Source organism: Thalassospira profundimaris, assembly GCF_003326795.1.
Classification (GTDB): domain Bacteria; phylum Pseudomonadota; class Alphaproteobacteria; order Rhodospirillales; family Thalassospiraceae; genus Thalassospira; species Thalassospira profundimaris_C.
The window spans coordinates 57,767-75,555 of sequence record NZ_JPWI01000018.1 but is presented as its reverse complement, the minus strand read 5'-3'; the positions used below and the strand labels follow the sequence as shown (position 1 = coordinate 75,555).

At 54.7% G+C, this 17,789-nt stretch carries 17 protein-coding genes; 15 read left to right on the top strand and 2 right to left on the bottom strand.

The window, feature by feature from the left end; all coding sequences use genetic code 11:
- Positions 1-54: 54 nt before the first annotated feature.
- The gene (locus TH30_RS20650; protein WP_114099974.1) at positions 55-2,016 is read right to left on the bottom strand and encodes a 3-hydroxyacyl-CoA dehydrogenase NAD-binding domain-containing protein; all 1,962 of its coding nucleotides are present in this window, start codon (positions 2,014-2,016) and stop codon (positions 55-57) included.
- Position 2,017: 1 nt separating this feature from the next.
- On the bottom strand, positions 2,018-2,854 hold the full coding sequence (locus tag TH30_RS20645) for an alpha/beta hydrolase (protein WP_114099973.1): 837 nt from the start codon (positions 2,852-2,854) through the stop codon (positions 2,018-2,020).
- Positions 2,855-3,057: 203 nt separating this feature from the next.
- Here TH30_RS20645 and TH30_RS20640 point away from each other — a divergent pair, with 203 nt between their 5' ends.
- The 15 genes from TH30_RS20640 (at position 3,058) to TH30_RS20570 (ending at position 17,776) form a co-directional block, all read left to right on the top strand.
- On the top strand, positions 3,058-5,352 hold the full coding sequence (locus TH30_RS20640) for a bifunctional salicylyl-CoA 5-hydroxylase/oxidoreductase (RefSeq protein ID WP_114099972.1): 2,295 nt from the start codon (positions 3,058-3,060) through the stop codon (positions 5,350-5,352).
- A 6-nt stretch (positions 5,353-5,358) separates the two neighbouring features.
- A complete protein-coding gene (locus TH30_RS20635; protein WP_114099971.1) occupies positions 5,359-6,117 on the top strand; it encodes an SDR family NAD(P)-dependent oxidoreductase in 759 nt (252 codons plus the stop codon).
- Positions 6,118-6,119: 2 nt separating this feature from the next.
- Positions 6,120-6,614, top strand: coding sequence for a MarR family winged helix-turn-helix transcriptional regulator (locus TH30_RS20630; RefSeq protein ID WP_258548810.1), 495 nt, complete (start codon positions 6,120-6,122; stop codon positions 6,612-6,614).
- Positions 6,607-7,419, top strand: coding sequence for an enoyl-CoA hydratase family protein (locus TH30_RS20625; protein ID WP_114099969.1), 813 nt, complete (start codon positions 6,607-6,609; stop codon positions 7,417-7,419). The genes TH30_RS20630 and TH30_RS20625 overlap by 8 nt, the downstream gene beginning before the upstream one ends.
- Complete coding sequence (locus TH30_RS20620; protein WP_114099968.1) at positions 7,419-8,573, top strand: acyl-CoA dehydrogenase family protein; 1,155 nt, start codon at positions 7,419-7,421, stop codon at positions 8,571-8,573. The genes TH30_RS20625 and TH30_RS20620 overlap by 1 nt, the downstream gene beginning before the upstream one ends.
- Before the next feature lie 22 nt (positions 8,574-8,595).
- Positions 8,596-10,221: an AMP-binding protein gene (locus TH30_RS20615; protein ID WP_114099967.1), complete on the top strand. Its 1,626-nt coding sequence runs from the start codon at positions 8,596-8,598 to the stop codon at positions 10,219-10,221.
- Positions 10,218-11,411, top strand: coding sequence for a kynureninase (gene kynU, locus TH30_RS20610; protein ID WP_114099966.1), 1,194 nt, complete (start codon positions 10,218-10,220; stop codon positions 11,409-11,411). Before TH30_RS20615 ends, kynU begins: the two co-directional genes overlap by 4 nt.
- A gap of 2 nt (positions 11,412-11,413) precedes the next feature.
- The gene (gene kynA / locus TH30_RS20605; protein ID WP_114099965.1) at positions 11,414-12,259 is read left to right on the top strand and encodes a tryptophan 2,3-dioxygenase; all 846 of its coding nucleotides are present in this window, start codon (positions 11,414-11,416) and stop codon (positions 12,257-12,259) included.
- 137 nt (positions 12,260-12,396) lie between these two features.
- Positions 12,397-13,536, top strand: coding sequence for an ABC transporter substrate-binding protein (locus tag TH30_RS20600; protein ID WP_114099964.1), 1,140 nt, complete (start codon positions 12,397-12,399; stop codon positions 13,534-13,536).
- A gap of 80 nt (positions 13,537-13,616) precedes the next feature.
- Entirely contained in the window at positions 13,617-14,534 is a 918-nt protein-coding gene (locus tag TH30_RS20595; RefSeq protein ID WP_181850419.1) for a branched-chain amino acid ABC transporter permease, read from the top strand.
- A gap of 1 nt (position 14,535) precedes the next feature.
- Complete coding sequence (locus TH30_RS20590) at positions 14,536-15,522, top strand: branched-chain amino acid ABC transporter permease (protein ID WP_114099963.1); 987 nt, start codon at positions 14,536-14,538, stop codon at positions 15,520-15,522.
- Positions 15,515-16,264 carry an ABC transporter ATP-binding protein gene (locus tag TH30_RS20585; protein ID WP_114099962.1) on the top strand — a complete coding sequence of 250 codons (750 nt, stop codon included), beginning with the start codon at positions 15,515-15,517 and terminating at the stop codon, positions 16,262-16,264. Before TH30_RS20590 ends, TH30_RS20585 begins: the two co-directional genes overlap by 8 nt.
- A gap of 1 nt (position 16,265) precedes the next feature.
- A complete protein-coding gene (locus TH30_RS20580) occupies positions 16,266-16,955 on the top strand; it encodes an ABC transporter ATP-binding protein (RefSeq protein WP_114099961.1) in 690 nt (229 codons plus the stop codon).
- Between the two features lies 1 nt (position 16,956).
- Positions 16,957-17,388: an acyl-CoA thioesterase gene (locus TH30_RS20575; protein WP_114099960.1), complete on the top strand. Its 432-nt coding sequence runs from the start codon at positions 16,957-16,959 to the stop codon at positions 17,386-17,388.
- Positions 17,381-17,776 (top strand): RidA family protein, encoded by a 396-nt coding sequence (locus tag TH30_RS20570; RefSeq protein ID WP_114099959.1) that lies wholly within the window; start codon positions 17,381-17,383, stop codon positions 17,774-17,776. Before TH30_RS20575 ends, TH30_RS20570 begins: the two co-directional genes overlap by 8 nt.
- The last annotated feature ends 13 nt before the right edge of the window (positions 17,777-17,789 follow it).

Here is a 17,789-nt window from a genome sequence, read left to right as displayed (position 1 = left end):
TTCTTTTTCTCAAGTGACTGCCAATGGAGTCCGTAGAGACGTACGGTAAGCCGTTCAAATATATGGGGGGCTGATAAACATTGGGCCGCCCTTGTGACGCGGGAAGCCATAACCGTTGACCATCACAACATCGATGGCATCCGGGCTGCGGGCGACGCCTTCCGCCACGATTTTGTCGCCTTCGTTGCGCATGGCGGTAAGGATGGTATGGGTGATTTCGTCATGGCTGAAGCTGCGTCGGGTGATGCCCTTTTTCTCTGACTCGGCGATCACAAGGGTATCGACTTCCGGGTCCGGCTGCGCCTTGCCGGTTTCGTCATAGCGATACCAGCCAAGACCGTTCTTTTTGCCAAACCGTCCCATCTCGCAGAGATAATCGCCAAGTGCGACATAGCGTTCGGCCGGATCGCGGAAGGGCGCAAGGCGCTTGCGTGTGGCCCAGGAAATCTCAAGTCCTGCCATATCCTGCATGGCAAACAGACCCATCGGAAAACCGAACTCGACCATTGCGTCGTCAATCTGATGAGGAAGGGCACCATCTTCGAGCATATATTCGCAATGCTTGCGATAGGCCGACATGATGCGATTGCCGATAAAACCGTCACACACACCACAAGGCACCGCAATCTTGCCAAGTGCACGGCCAAAGGCAAAGGCTGTTGCAAGGCTTTTGGCATTTGCCTTGTCTGTATGCACAACTTCAAGCAGCTTCATGATATGGGCTGGCGAGAAGAAATGAAGGCCAATGACCCGGCCAGGATTGACGCATTTTGCCGCAATCTCATTGATATCAAGATAGGACGTGTTCGAGGCCAGAACCGCGTCAGCCTTGCAATGCAAAGACAGTTTTCCAAACACATCATGTTTGACATTCATGTCTTCGAAAACAGCTTCAACCACAAGATCGGCATTGCGAAGGGCAGCGTAATCGGTGCTGGTTGAAAACGCGGCCAATAACTGATCAAAGCGATCCTGCGTGATCAGCCCGCGCTTTACACTCCCCGATAAATGCTTTTCGACCGTGGCGCGCCCGTTTGCGCACGCTTCGTCGTTACGCTCGATGATCGTTACATCAAAGCCAGCCAGAAGGGATGCTGTTGCAATGCCCGCTCCCATGATGCCGCCGCCAATGACACCGACTTCGCGGATAGCATTTGGTGCAATACCATCAATCTCGGGAAGCTTCCCGACTGAACGTTCGGCAAAGAAGATATGGCGCAGGGCCTTTGACTGGTCGCTGTCGCGCAGCTCAACGAACTTTTGGCGCTCGAACGTCAGTCCGGTTTGGGCTTCCTTATCAATCCCGGTGCGGATTGCGTCGATTGCAACAACAGGTGCGACCTGACCTCGGGCTTTCTTGATGGTTGTGGTCGTGATGTCATCCCATTCATCCGCGGACGGTGCTTTGACAGGCTCCCTTGCGATCAATGGCACCGGCAGATCAAGCTTCTGGATTGTCTGGGCGAAATCCTTTGCTGCATCAAGAAGTGCACCATGGCAAATCGCATCAATCAGGCCAATTTCGTTGGCCTTGGTGCTTGAAACGGGTTTCCCAGACGTGATCATGCTGATGGCGTCATGCACCGGAACAAGCCTTGGCAGGCGCACGGTCCCGCCTGCACCGGGGATCAGGCCGAGATTGACTTCCGGAAGGCCAAGCTTGGCGGATTTGTCGGCAATCCGGTAATGACATCCCAGCGCCACCTCAAGCCCGCCGCCCAGTGCATGACCATGAATTGCTGCGATTACGGGTTTGGTCGATGCTTCAAGACATTTGATCACATTTGGCAGGATCGGGGCCTTGGGCGGTTGTCCGAATTCTGAGACATCCGCCCCGGCGATGAAAGTCTTGCCCGCACAGATCAGGATCGCAACATTGATGGCTGGGTCGGCATCGATCTGATCAAGGGCATCAACAATACCTTCACGTACAGAATGACTGGTGGCGTTGATCGGCGGGTTATTGATCATGATAACGCCAATATGGCCTTCACGGGTCAGGGTGACGGTACTCATATCAGTTACCCTCGCCACAGATCGGAGTCAGAAGGCAAGCCGTCAGATCAGATTCAGGATCGGCAAGATCGGCGATCACATCGAAATGATGTTTATCCGGCGCATGTACCGAACGTGTCGATGCGCCAAGCCCGGTCCATATATTGGCAAGAAGATCGTTCTGACGGACAAATTCCGGACGTTCGTTTGCCCCGACCCAGCAGGTGATCGAACAGGGAAGTGCCGGTTTGAGAAGAGCGGCACTTTCGGTTGTGGCTTCTTCTTCATCCAGGCCCAGAACATCATTCATCGACGTGTTCAAAAGTGGGCGCAAATCATGCAGGCCCGAAATCGATACTGTGTTTTCAACACGCGCAAGAACGGGCGGCGCCAAAGGTGAGGTATTCGATACCATCCGGCTGACAAGATGCCCGCCCGCCGAATGGCCGGTCAGATGAATGGGGCCGGAAATGCGTGCTGCGACATGATTGATGGCCGATGCAACCTGTCGGGTGATCTGCGACAAACGGGCATCAGGGGCAAGGGTATAACTTGGCAGGCAAACAGCCCAGCCTTTGGCAACCGCACCATTTGCAAGATGCGACCAGCTTGATTTGTCAAACGCCTTCCAGTAGCCGCCATGGACAAATACGACCAAGCCCTTGGGCGTTCCATGGGGCAGGAACAGGTCATATTTTTCGCGCTCTGCGGTGCCATAGGCGATATCAAGTTCGGCTCGACCATCGGCGATCAGGGCTTCACGAAACCGGGATGACTGTTCTGCCCACATGCCCGGAAAGGATCCGGCATTGGCAATGTGGTCACCATTGGCATAGGCATCATCCCAGTCGGTAATCATGTGAATTCATCCCTGATCGTTTGGTGTAGTGGCACGTGTCGCCCGGATCCTACAGGCGCGCACAATTCGTTTACAGGCCAAATTCTAGGCAAATCCGAAGATATTTCAAACTTAAAATATTTGTGCTTGAAATAAAATAAAACGAGGCGTACCGTTTTATCAGTTTCCCGAAACAACCAAACAAATCAGGAAGGGAAAAGCTGGTGAGAGTAGCTTGTCTGGGTGGTGGTCCTGCGGGACTGTATTTTGCAATCTCGATGAAATTGCGAGATCCGGCCAATGAGGTCGTGGTGATCGAGCGCAACAAGCCCGACGACACGTTCGGCTGGGGCGTGGTGCTGTCTGACGAGACTCTCGACAACCTTGCGGCCAATGATGCCAAAAGTGCCGAGGCCATTCGCGCCAACTTTTCCTATTGGGACGATGTTGCGGTTCAATATCGCGGTGAAAAGACCCTTTCGACCGGTCACGGTTTCTGCGGCATTGGCCGTAAAAAGCTTCTGATCCTGCTTCAGCAGCGTGCCCGCGAACTTGGCGTTGATCTGCGTTTCGAGACCGAGGCCGAAAGTGCGGCAACCTACGCCAAGCAATATGATCTTGTCGTTGCCTGCGATGGTTTGAATTCGAAAACCCGCACCGAATTTTCTGATCAGTTCCAGCCCGACATCGATACGCGTAAATGCAAATTTGTCTGGCTGGGCACTCATCAGAAATTTGATGATGCCTTTACCTTCATCTTCGAGCAGACCGACAAGGGCTGGGTTTGGGCGCACGCCTATCAGTTTGATGATGAAACCGCGACCTTCATTGTCGAATGTTCGCAAGAAACTTGGGACGCATACGGCTTTGGCGAGATGTCCAAGGAAGATTCGATCGCAACCTGCGAGGCGATTTTCAAGGATCATCTGGGCGGCCATCCCCTGATGAGCAACGCCCACCATATTCGTGGGTCTGCATGGCTAAGCTTCCCGCGTGTGCTTTGCAAAAGCTGGTCACATGAAAATATCGTTTTGATGGGGGATGCTGCGGCAACTGCGCATTTCTCCATCGGATCGGGTAGCAAGCTTGCCCTTGAAAGTGCCATTGCGCTGGCAAATTATCTGCATTCCGAGCCGGACCTGAAATCAGCCTTTGCCAAGTATGAGGATGAACGTCGCCTTGAAGTTCTGCGTTTGCAGTCGGCGGCACGCAACTCCATGGAATGGTTTGAGGAGATCGAACGCTACTTCGATTTCGATCCGGTCCAGTTCACCTATTCGCTTTTGACCAGATCACAGCGCATCAGTCACGAGAACTTGCGTATGCGCGATGCCAAGTGGCTTGAAAGTGCCGAAGGCTGGTTCCAGCGCAAGGCAGGATTGCCCGCATCAGAACCGGTGCGTCATCCGATGTTCGTGCCCTTGAGGCTGCGTGATATGGAACTTAAAAACCGTATCGTTGTCTCGCCAATGGCGCAGTACAAGGCGGTTGATGGCTGTCCGACCGACTGGCACCTGATCCATTACGCGGAACGCGCCAAAGGCGGGGCGGGACTTGTTTACACCGAAATGACCTGCGTCTCGCCCGAAGGGCGGATTACGCCGGGTTGCCCGGGCGTTTATGATGATGCCCATGAAGCGGCATGGAAGCGGATCACTGATTTCGTCCATGCCGAAACGGATGCCAAAATCTGCATGCAGATTGGTCATTCCGGACGCAAGGGGTCGACCCAGCTTGGCTGGGAAGAAATGGATGCCCCGCTAAAAGACGGTAACTGGCCGCTTTTGTCGGCTTCTGCCATCGCCTGGTCGGACCGCAATGCGGTGCCCAAGGCCATGACGCGCGAAGACATGGATTTGGTTCGTGATCAGTTCGTCGCATCGACCAGGATGGCGGATCGTGCCGGATTTGACATGATCGAGGTTCATGCCGCCCATGGGTATCTTCTGTCATCCTTCATCAGTCCGGTCAGCAATAGCCGCGCTGATGAATATGGCGGATCGCTTGAAAACCGGATGCGTTACCCGCTTGAAGTCATTAATGCCGTTCGTGCGGCATGGCCTGCCAACAAGCCGATGTCGGTACGTATTTCGGCCAATGACTGGGTTGGTGATGCTGGCGTAACACCAGAAGAGGCTGTTGAAATCGCCCGTATCCTTCAGGCCAATGACGTTGATATCTGTGATGTTTCTGCGGGTCAGACAACCAAAGATGCCCGTCCGATCTATGGTCGCATGTTCCAGACTCCGTTCTCGGACCGTATCCGCAACGAAGCCAAAATGGCGACCATGGCGGTTGGCAATATTTACGAACCCGATCACGTCAATTCGATCCTGATGGCAGGACGTGCGGACCTTGTCTGTCTGGCTCGTCCGCATCTGGCTGATCCATATTGGACGCTGCATCAGGCGGCCAATCTTGGCAATCGCACCGAAAACTGGCCAGCTCCCTATTATGCCGGACGTGACCAGATGTGGCGTTTGGCTGAGCGTGCCGATGTCATGACCGGAAAGGTGTAAGTCGTGATGGGTGATCTTGCCATTCAGCGTGCATTGATTACCGGCGGCGGGTCGGGTGTCGGGGCCGTCATGGCCCGAATGCTGGCCGATGCCGGGGTCAAGGTTGCTGTGTCTGGCCGTCGGGTCGATGTACTTGACGCGGTCGCCCATCATGAAAATATCACGGCAATTGCCGCCGATGTGACCGATGAAGCATCGGTGCGCAACATGTTTGCCACCATGGTGAATACCATCGGCGCACCTGATCTGGTGATTGCCAATGCCGGTATGGCCGAAAGCGCACCGATTGGTAAAACGTCGGTCGATCTGTGGCGACGGACAATTGATGTCAATCTGACCGGTACTTTCCTGACCTTCCGCGAAGGACTGGCTGTAATGGACAAGACCAAGCCGGGCCGCTTGATTTCGATTGCGTCCACAGCCGGTCTTAAGGGTTATGCCTATGTCACCGCTTACTGCGCGGCGAAACACGGCGTTGTCGGGCTGATCAAGGGCATGGCGGTTGAACTCGCCAACAGTCCGATCACAGTCAATGCGGTTTGCCCGGGCTTTATGGAAACACCGATGCTTGAAAAGTCGGTGGAAAATATCGTTGCAAAAACCGGCATGAGCCATGATCAGGCACGCGCAAGTCTTGCAAAAATCAATCCGCAGAACCGCTTTATCCAGCCAGACGAAGTCGCAAATACCGTCATGTGGCTGTGCAGTGCCAATGCGCGATCAATCACCGGCCAGACAATTTCCGTGTCGGGAGGAGAAGCATGAACATGGATAATTCCCAGGGCCTTGCCGGACAGGGCGGAAATGAAACGTCCGATCTTTCCAAGGCACGCCTGCGGGCATGGCTTCAGATCCTGAAAGTATCGCGCAAGATCGAAGGCGAACTTCGCGAAAAAATGCGCGTCGAGTTCGGATCGACCCTGCCGCGTTTCGACGTTCTTGCGGCCCTTTATCGCGAACGCGACGGCATGCGCATGAGCGAACTTTCCAAATCGCTGATGGTGTCAAACGGCAATGTCACGGGCATCGTTGATCGACTGGTCGCCGAAGGACTGGTTGTCCGTTTGCCGGTTGAAAATGATCGACGCGCATCCATCGTGCGCCTGACCGAAGCGGGCGAAAAGGATTTCGCCGAGCGCGCACTGGTTCATGAAAGCTGGGTATCTGATCTGTTTTCCGATCTTTCGTCATCGGATGCCGATGCCCTTATTCGAATTCTTCGCACCATCTCCCACCATAACGAGGCGCCCCACCATGACTAAGATGGCCAACATCAAGCCGACCCATTTCAATTGGCGGATGGAGGGGGACGTTGCGGTCATTTCACTGGATCGCCCGGATCGTAAAAATCCGCTGACCTTTGAGAGCTATGCCGAGCTTCGCGATACCTTCCGCGATCTGGTTTATGCCGATGATATCAAGGCCGTGGTGTTCGGATCGAACGGTGGCAATTTCTGCTCTGGCGGGGATGTGCATGACATTATCGGTCCGCTGATCGACAAGGACATGAAGGGACTTCTGGAATTCACCCGCATGACCGGTGATCTGGTTAAGGCGATCATTGGCTGTGGCAAGCCGGTGATTGCGGCGGTGGATGGCGTTTGTGTGGGTGCGGGGGCAATCATTGCCATGGCATCCGACCTTCGTCTGGCAACGTCTGCTTCCAAAACCGCGTTCCTGTTTACCCGTGTTGGTCTTGCCGGTTGTGACATGGGCGCATGTGCAATCCTGCCACGTATCATCGGTCAGGGTCGGGCGGCCGAACTTCTTTATACCGGCCGTTCGATGTCAGCCGAGGAAGGTGAACGCTGGGGCTTCTATAACCGTCTGGTCGAGGCTGATATTCTTGAGGCCGAAGCAATTGCGCTTGCAACCCGCATTTCCCAAGGCCCGAATTTCGGTCACATGATGACCAAAACCATGCTGGCCCAGGAATGGAACATGTCGATTGAACAGGCCATCGAGGCCGAAGCTCAGGCGCAGGCCATCTGCATGCAGACCGAGGACTTCAATCGTGCCTACAAGGCCTTTGTCGCCAAGGAAAAACCGGTGTTTGAGGGTAACTGATGGCGGATACATCCTACCTTGACTGGCCGTTTTTCGAAGATCGTCACCGTGAACTGGCGACCCGTCTTGATGCATGGGCAAGCGCCACTCTGAACAATATTGATCACAGTGACGTCGATGCAGCATGCCGCGATCTCGTCGCGCGTCTGGCCGACGGTGCGTGGCTTCGCCATGCCGCGATTGATCATACCGATCCGAATTCAAAATTGGATGTCAGATCACTTTGCCTGATCCGCGAGACACTTGCGCGCTATGACGGGCTGGCCGACTTTGCATTTGCAATGCAGGGGCTGGGGAGTGGCGCGATCTCTTTGTTCGGTTCTGATGCCACCCGGGGGGAGTGGCTTCCAAAAGTACGTACCGGCAAAGGGATCGCTGCCTTCGCCCTGACCGAACCGCAATCAGGATCGGATGTTGCCAATATCGCGCTTGATGCAAAGCGCGATGGCGACGCGTTTGTCCTGAATGGTGAGAAAACCTGGATCTCCAATGGCGGCATAGCCGATTTCTATTGCGTGTTTGCGCGGACCGGCGAAGCACCCGGTGCAAAGGGGCTTTCGGCATTTGTGATCCCGGCCAATATTCCAGGGTTCGAGATTGCCGAACGTCTGCACACCATTGCCCCGCACCCGCTTGCGCGCCTGAAATTCACTGATTGCCGTATTCCGGCTTCAAGCCTGATTGGCAAGGGTGGGGACGGTTTCAAGATTGCCATGTCGGTTCTTGATGTCTTCCGTTCGACCGTGGCGGCAGCTGCCCTTGGCTTTGCCCGTCGTGCCCTTGATGAAACCATCAAGCGTGTTCAGGAACGCGAACTGTTTGGTGCACCGTTATTTGATCTTCAGATGGTGCAAGGGCATGTGGCGGATATGGCACTTGATATAGATGCCAGCGCACTTCTGGTCTATCGCGCCGCATGGCTCAAAGACAGCGGGGCTGCGCGCGTCAGTCGCGAAGCCGCGATGGCAAAACTTTATTCAACCGATCATGCACAAACCGTCATTGATAAGGCGGTGCAAATTCATGGCGGCGATGGTGTGCGCAGCGGCCACATCGTTGAATCGCTATACCGGGAAATTCGCGCCCTTCGCATTTATGAAGGCGCGTCTGACGTCCAGAAAATAATCATCGCACGGCAAACGCTGGCGCAATAATGGCTGTATCAGGGACTTCACAATGCTCGGACCAACCGCACATACCGATAGCTTCACACGGGACAAGCTCCCGCCGCTCAATGAATGGCCGGAAATCAATCTGGATGGGTTCGACTATCCTGAATATCTGAATGCCGGTGTTGAGCTGACCGACAAAATGGTCGAACAGGGTTTCGGGGATAATACCGCCCTGATCGGAAATGGTCGCCAGCGAACCTACAAGGAACTGGCTGACTGGACCAACCGTATTGCCCATGCGCTGGTCGAAGATTATGGCATCAAGCCGGGTAATCGCGTTCTGATCCGTTCGGCCAATAATCCGGCAATGGTGGCCTGCTGGTTGGCTGCGACCAAGGCCGGTGCGGTTGTGGTCAATACCATGCCGATGCTGCGTGCGGGTGAACTGGGCCAGATCGTTGACAAGGCCGAAATCGAATTTGCCCTTTGCGATACCCGTCTGATGGATGAACTGGTTGCCTGTGCGAAGGACAGCAAGTTCTTGAAAAAGGTCATCGGTTTTGATGGGACCGCCAACCATGATGCCGAACTTGATCGCATTGCCCTGACCAAATCGGTCAAATTCGAGGCGGTCAAAACCGGGCGTGATGATGTTGCACTGCTTGGCTTTACATCGGGCACCACCGGAAGCCCCAAGGCCACCATGCATTTTCACCGTGATCTTCTGATCATTGCCGATGGTTATGCCAAGGAAGTCCTGAACGTTACGCCAGACGACGTATTTGTCGGCTCCCCGCCGCTTGCCTTTACCTTCGGGCTTGGTGGTCTTGCGATCTTCCCGCTGCGTTTCGGGGCAACAGCGACGCTGCTTGAAAAAGCATCCCCGCCCAACATGATCGAAATCATTGAAACCTATAAGGCAACGGTCTGTTTTACCGCGCCGACGGCTTATCGTGTGATGCTTTCGGCCATGGAAGACGGTGCTGATCTGTCATCGCTGCGCGCGGCTGTTTCTGCCGGTGAAACCCTTCCAGCCCCGGTGTATGAGGCATGGATGGCCAAAACCGGCAAACCGATGCTTGATGGTATTGGCGCGACCGAGATGCTCCATATCTTTATCTCCAACCGTTTTGGCGACAGCCACCCGGCCTGTACCGGCCGTCCGGTGCACGGGTACGAAGCCAAGATCGTTGATCATGACATGAACGAAGTACCGGTAGGCACGGTTGGCCGTCTTGCGGTGCGGGGCCCGACGGGCTGTCGTTACCTTGATGATGTTCGTCAGGCGGTCTATGTGCGCGATGGCTGGAACCTGACCGGGGATGCATTCTTTGTTGATGAAAATGGCTACTACCATTTTGCCGCACGCAATGACGATATGATCGTCTCGTCGGGCTATAACATTGCCGGACCAGAGGTCGAATCCGCCTTGCTATCCCATGAAGCGGTGGCCGAATGCGCGGTGATCGGTGCCCCTGACGAAGATCGTGGCACCATCGTTCAGGCCCATATCGTGCTGGCGGATGGTTTCCACCCGACACCCGAGATGGCCAAACAGCTTCAGGATCATGTAAAAGCGACGATCGCGCCGTTCAAATACCCGCGCTCCGTTGTCTTTATCGAGACATTGCCCAAAACCGCGACTGGAAAAATCCAGCGCTTCAGACTTAAACAGGAAATGTCTGCATGACCGACTTTGCCGCCACCAAATCCCTGTTCCATATTCCCGAAGGTATCATTTACCTTGACGGGAACTCGCTTGGCATGCTGCCGAAAACGGCGGCTAACCGTGCCAAGGAGATGATTGAAAAGGAATGGGGGGAAATGCTTATCCGGGGCTGGAACGAAGCCAAATGGATGGAGCAACCCGAACGTGTCGGCAATCTTGTCGCCCGTTTGATCGGGGCGGCACCCGGTACGGTGGTGATGGGCGACACCCTGTCGATCAAGGTTTATCAGGCGCTGGCAAGTGCGCTTGAAATGCGCCCGGATCGCAAGGTTGTTGTTTCGGACAACGGCAATTTCCCGACCGATCTTTATATGGCGGATGGCCTGATCAAAAGTCTTGATAAGGGCCATGTCCTTAAAACGCCAAACCCCGAAGATGTCGAAAGCTTGATCAATGAAGATCTGGCAGTGTTGATGTTGACCCAGGTGGATTACCGCACGGGCCGCATGCATGACATGAAACGCATCACCGAACTGGCGCATGCGGCTGGTGCATTGGTGATCTGGGATCTGGCCCATTCGGCGGGTGCGGTTCCGGTTGATCTGGCCGGTTGCAATGCAGATTTCGCGGTGGGTTGCACTTACAAATATCTGAATGGTGGCCCCGGTGCACCGGCCTTTATCTATGTCCGCCCGGATCATGCCAAGGTTGCGCGCCCGGCACTTTCAGGCTGGCTTGGCCATGCCGCACCTTTTGCCTTTGATCCGGACTACACCCCGGCACCGGACGTGTCGCGCATGCGTGTTGGCACACCGCCCGTGATCCAGATGACCGTTCTCGAAGAAGCAATGAAGGCGTGGGACGGTATTGAAATGTCCGATATCCGTGCGCGCAGCATCGAGCTTTGCGAACAGTTCATCGCAGGTGTCGAGGCATCCTGTCCGATGCTTGAACTGGCAAGCCCGCGTGATGCGGAACGCCGTGGATCACAGGTGTCGTTCAAGTTCGATCAGGGCTATGCGGTGATGCAGGCCCTGATTGCGCGCGGTGTGATTGGTGATTTCAGAGCACCTGACGTCATCCGTTTTGGCTTTACCCCGCTTTATATCGACAATGCAGATGTCGATGGTGCGGTCAAAATCCTTGCCGAAATCATGGAAGCAAAGGCTTGGGACAAGCCGGAATTTCATAAACGCAATGCGGTGACCTGATCATGGCAAAGCCAACCAAACCTTATGATCCCAGTACCGAAGGTGCCCGGACGGATTTCTCCGATCAGATGTCTTATGGCGATTATCTGTCACTTGATGCGATCCTGACGGCCCAGCATCCGCACTCTGACGCCCATGATGAATTGCTGTTCATCATTCAGCATCAGACGTCCGAATTGTGGATGAAGCTTGCGATCCGCGAAATCGGTGCGGCCCGCAACGCCATCCGGGGGGGCGATCTGCGCCCGGCCTTCAAGATGCTTGCGCGTGTTTCACGTATTTTCGAACAGCTCAATAATGCATGGGATGTTTTGCGCACGATGACGCCAAGCGATTACACGACATTTCGTGATGCGCTTGGCCCGTCATCCGGGTTCCAGTCCTATCAGTATCGCCAGATCGAATTCATCCTGGGCAATCGCAATCACGCGATGTTGCGTCCACATGCGCATCGTGAAGACATTCTGGAAATGCTCAAGACCGAACTGGCAACACCCAGTCTGTATGACGAGGCCCTCAACCTTGTCGCGGCCGAGGGAATTGAGCTTCCCGATCACATCCTGAACCGCGATGTATCGGCACCCTATATTCCGGACGATGCAGTGATTGCTGCCTGGCACAAGGTTTACAGCGACCCGGCGAAACACTGGTCGCTTTATGAACTGGCTGAAAAGCTGGTCGATTTCGAAGATTACTTCCGGCGGTGGCGCTTTAACCACGTGACCACGGTCGAACGCGTGATTGGCTTTAAACGCGGGACCGGTGGAACGGGTGGGGTCAGTTACCTCAAGAAAATGCTGGAAGTTGAACTGTTTCCGGAACTCTGGCGAGTAAGAACCACGCTTTGAGGATGGACGGACCCGATGCAAATACTGCAAAATCAGGGGCAGGCATCAGGTTCACAAGAACCACGACGCAAAAAGACATAAATGTCGTGGGATCAACGTGTTGCTAAAAAACTGAATGTATTAACACGGAGGCTTAAATGAAGGGTATGAAGACAACCATTGCAGCTGTTGCTGCTTTGCTTGTGGCCGGTACAGCGCAGGCTGATCCGGTAAAGGTCGGTATGATCACCACGCTTTCGGGCGGTGGTGCCGGTCTTGGTATTGATGCACGTGACGGCTTCATGCTGGCTGTCAAACAGGCCAACAATCCGGAACTCTCGGTCGTGATCGAAGATGATCAGCGCAAGCCGGACGTTGCTGTTCAGCTGGCTGATAAAATGATCCAGCAGGAAAAGGTTGATGTTCTGACCGGTATTATCTGGTCGAACCTTGCGATGGCGGTTGTTCCGTCCGCTGTTGCACAGGAAAAGCTGTATCTGTCGGTTAACGCCGCACCGTCGCAGCTGGCGGGCAAGGGCTGCAACGCAAACTATTTCAGCGTCTCCTATCAGAACGATAACCTGCATGAAGCCGCCGGCGGTTATGCGTCGAGTGCCGGTTATGAAAAGGCCTTCATTCTTGCGCCGAACTATCCGGCGGGCAAAGATTCCCTTGCCGGTTTCAAACGTTTCTTCATGGGTGACATCGCCGAAGAAGTTTATACCAAGCTTGGCCAGACCGACTATGCTGCTGAAATCGCACAGATCCGCGCATCGGGTGCAGACAGCGTCTTCTTCTTCCTGCCGGGCGGCATGGGCATCGCGTTCATGAAACAGTATGCACAGTCCGGTGTTGATATTCCGCTGATCGGTCCGGCATTCTCGATGGATCAGGGCATCCTTGGTGCGGTTGGCGACGAAGCAATCGGTTTCAAGAACACCTCGAACTGGTCGAAAGACATCGACAATCCCACCAACAAGGCATTCGTTGAAACCTTCCAGGCTGAATATGGTCGTCTGCCGTCGCTTTATGCGTCCTATGGCTTTGACACTGCCAACCTTTTGCTGTCGGCAATGGGCAAGGCAAGCATTTCCGACAAGGAAGCTTTCCGTGACGCGCTGCGTGCTGCTGACTTCAACTCGGTTCGTGGCAAGTTCGTCTTTGGTCCGAACCAGCACCCGATTCAGGACATCTATGTTCGTGAAGTCGTTAAAGAAGGCGACGTTCTGACCAACAAGATCGTTGGTATTGCGCTTTCTGACCATGCCGATGCCTATGCATCGGAATGCTCGATGTAATCACGCGCTGACAAGACGGTGGGGGCCGGTTGCGGTCAATGAGATCGGCCCCCGACCACCTTGTGACGGAGTTTCCAATAATGTTCTCTCTTTTCCTGGAGCAGCTGTTAAACAGCCTTCAGTCGGGATTGATGTTGTTTCTGATGGCATCCGGACTGACGCTTGTTTTCGGTGTGATGGGCCTTATTAACCTTGCCCACGGCTCGCTCTATATGGTCGGTGCATTTGCCTGTGCTGCTGTTGCGGCCTGGACCGGTTCATTCTGGCTTGGTCTTGTTGCCAGCCTGATGGCTGCTGCCCTTGCCGGTGTGCTGGTCGAGATGTTTATTATTCGCCGCTTGTATAACCGTGATCACCTTGATCAGGTTCTGGCGACTTTTGCCCTTATTTTGGTTTTTTCAGAAGGCACCCGCTGGATTTTCGGTTCCTTCCCGCTTTTCCTGAGCGTTCCCGATATTTTGACGGGAACGGTCATTCTGCCCGGCGCGCTTGAATATCCGATTTTCCGGTTGGCGATCATTATTGCCGGGCTTCTGGTTGCGGTGGGTCTGTTCCTTTTGATTGGCAAGACCCGCCTTGGCGTGCGCATCCGCGCGGGTGAAGCCGACCGTGGCATGATCGCGGCCCTTGGTGTGAATATCGACCGGCTTTATACGGTGGTGTTTGCTCTTGGTGCAGCGCTAGCCGGGCTTGCCGGTGCCTTTGTCGGCACCACCCAGTCTGTTCAGGTTGGCATGGGCGAGCCGGTTCTTATTCTGGCCTTCGTTGTCATCGTGATTGGCGGGATCGGCTCGATCAAGGGCGCGCTTATCGGATCGCTTCTGGTCGGGTTTACCGACACGATGGGACGTTTCCTTCTGCCGCACGCCTTTGCGACCTTCCTTGATCCGTCCAGTGCGACCGCCATCGGGTCGGCACTTGCATCCATGTTGATTTATATCGTGATGGCGCTGGTTCTGTTCCTGCGTCCAAGCGGTTTGTTCGGGACGGAAGCCTGATATGACCATGAACCGCGAAACTCTTATTAACACTATTCTTGCCGTCGCCTTTGTGGCCGTGCCGGTCATTGCGATGGGGATGAATGAACCTTTCATCATTACCCTTGCGACCAAGGTTGCGATTTTCGCAATGGCCGGTGTCGGCCTTAACCTTGTTCTTGGTTTTGGCGGACTTGTGTCCTTTGGTCATGCCGCATTCTTCGGCATTGGTGGTTATGCTGCCGGCATTCTTGCCAGCCATGCGCTGAACTATGAACCGATCATGGAAAGCCCGTTCCTGATCGAAGGCACCACCCAGATGATTGTCATCTGGATTGTGGCACTGATCGTTTCGGCACTTGTCGCGCTGGCCATCGGGGCGATTACGCTTCGGACCAGTGGTGTCTATTTCATCATGATCACGCTGGCCTTTGCACAGATGATCTATTACTTCGCCATTTCCTGGCCGGCTTATGGCGGGGAAGACGGATTGTCGATCTATGTCCGCAATGGCTTCCCGGGGCTCAATACCCTTGATCCGATCAGTTTCTTTGCGCTTTGTGCGGTGATGCTTGGCATTGTGATGCTGTTCTCGGCCATACTGATCCGCTCACGCTTTGGTCTTGCCCTTCAGGGCGCGCGTCAGAACCCGCAACGCATGACTGCCGTCGGGATCGCACCGTTCCGCATTCGTCTGGTTGCCTTTGTGATTTCGGCGATGATCACCGCCCTTGCCGGGGCGCTTTATGCGGATCTCAACCGCTTTGTCAGCCCGACCATGCTGTCCTGGCATATGTCTGGCGAGATCATGATCTTTGTCATTCTGGGCGGGGTCGGACGGTTGTTCGGTCCGCTGGCCGGTGCGGCACTTTATATCATCCTTGAACATCTTCTTGGCAGTGTCTGGGAATTCTGGCAGCTGCCGCTTGGTGTGTTGTTGCTGATCGTGGTGCTGTTTGCCCGCGGCGGTTTGGTCGGTGTTCTGGCCGGGGAGCGTAAACATGCCTGATGCCATTCTGTCGCTTTCACATATCACCAAGCAATTCGGATCGCTGCTTGCCAGTGACGACGTGACCCTTGATCTGCGCCCAGGTGAAATCCATGCCCTGATCGGCCCGAACGGGGCGGGGAAATCGACCCTGATCAAACAGATCGCAGGCGAGATCAAATCCGATAGTGGCGATATTCATTTCAATGGTCAGCAGATCAATGAACTTGATGCGGTTGCGCGGTCGCGCATGGGACTGGCCAGAACGTTTCAGGTGTCATCACTGATGCCGGAATTCTCGGTGCTGCAAAATGTGATGCTGGCGCGTCAGTCGGTCAGTGGAAAGGTATTTCGTTTTTTCCGTCCGGTTCTCGGTGACAAGTCGCTGGTCGAACCGGCCATGGCACAGCTTGAACGTGTTGGTCTTGCCAACCGTGCACAGATGCGTGCGGCTGATATTTCGCATGGCGAACGTCGCCAGCTTGAAATGGCGGTTGCCCTTGCCCTTGAACCCAAGGCGTTCCTTCTGGATGAGCCGATGGCAGGCATGGGGCCAGAGGGCTCCAAACGACTGACCGGTTTCCTTGACAGTCTGCGCGCGCAGGCCCCGATCCTTCTGGTCGAACATGACATGGATGCGGTCTTTGCACTCGCTGACCGGATTTCGGTTCTGGTTTATGGCCGGATCATCGCGACTGGCACAGTCGACGAAATCCGGGGCAACGAAGACGTCAAACGTGCCTATCTCGGGGAGGAAGCCTGATATGACCGCACTTCTCGAACTTAGTGGCGTGACTGCTTTTTACGGTGCATCGCAGGCCTTGTTTGGCATCGATCTGTCGCTGAATGAGGGCGAGGCCGTCGCACTGATGGGCCGCAACGGCATGGGAAAAACCACCACGATCAAGACCATCTGTCGCATGATGGAACATCGTGATGGTTTGATCCGCTTTGCCGGTCAGGATCTGGCAAGGATGCCATCGCACAAGGCGGCCCGTCTTGGTCTTGGGCTGGTGCCTGAAGGGCGCCGGTGTTTTGCGCGCCTGAGCGTTATGGAAAACCTGATTGCTGCGGCTCGTCCGGGTGAATGGGATTTTGACCGAGTTGCCGGACTTTTCCCACGTCTTGCCGAGCGCCGCGATCAAAAGGCCATGACCCTTTCGGGCGGTGAGCAACAGATGCTTGCCATTGGACGCGCGCTTATGACCAATCCGCGTTTGCTGATCCTTGATGAAGCAACCGAAGGGTTGGCACCGGTGGTGCGTCAGGAAATCTGGGCTGCGATCAATCAGCTTAAGCAATCCGGTCTCACCATCCTTGTGGTTGATAAATCGCTTAAGGAACTTTCTGGTGTCGCGGATCGCTATGTCGTCGTGGAAAAGGGCGTTACGGCATGGACTGGTGCCGTGAACGAACTGACCGACGAGCTCGCCGACCGGTATCTGGGGGTCTGATATGGCTGTTTTCACCTATCAGCAGAAAGTCCTGTTTCAACATTGCGATCCGGCGGGGATTGTCTTTTATCCGCGCTATTTCGAAATGGTGAATGCGACGGTCGAGGAATGGTTTGACGCCGTTATCGGATGCGGCTTTCCAACCATGCATGGCCCGATGCAGGCGGCCGTTCCGACAGCGGGGCTTACCATCGCTTTTACGGCGCCAAGCATGCTGGGTGATCAACTGGAATTTCGTCTGGAACCGATGCGGATCGGACGATCAAGCCTTGAGCTGGAAATCGCAGCTTTCGCAGGTGACGAGCAACGCCTGAAAACAACGGTAACACTGGTCTTTACGAAAAAAGGGGCCGGAAAGTCAGTGGCATGGCCAGATGATTTGCGTGCCAAAATCGAAAAAGAAATCAATCAAGTGGTAGAAAACAATGCATAAAATCGTTCAGCCAGACGGATGGAAAGAGCCCAAGGGATATGCAAACGGCGTCCTTGCACAAGGTGCGACTTTGTATATCGGCGGACAAATTGGCTGGAACGAAGATCAGGTCTTCGTTGCCAAGGATTTTGTCGGACAGATGGAACAGGCGCTTAAGAACATCGCCGCTGTTCTCGAAGCTGCTGGCGGCAAGCCCGAACATCTGACGCGTCTGACCTGGTATGTCACCGACAAACAGGAATATCTCGCCAAACAGCGCGAAGTCGGCCGGGCTTACCGCGAAGTTTTGGGCAAGAACTTCCCGGCAATGACCATGGTCGTTGTCAGCGCCCTTGTCGAAGACGAAGCATTGCTTGAGATTGAGGGTACGGCGGTTATCCCGAACTGACCGGTCATTTAGG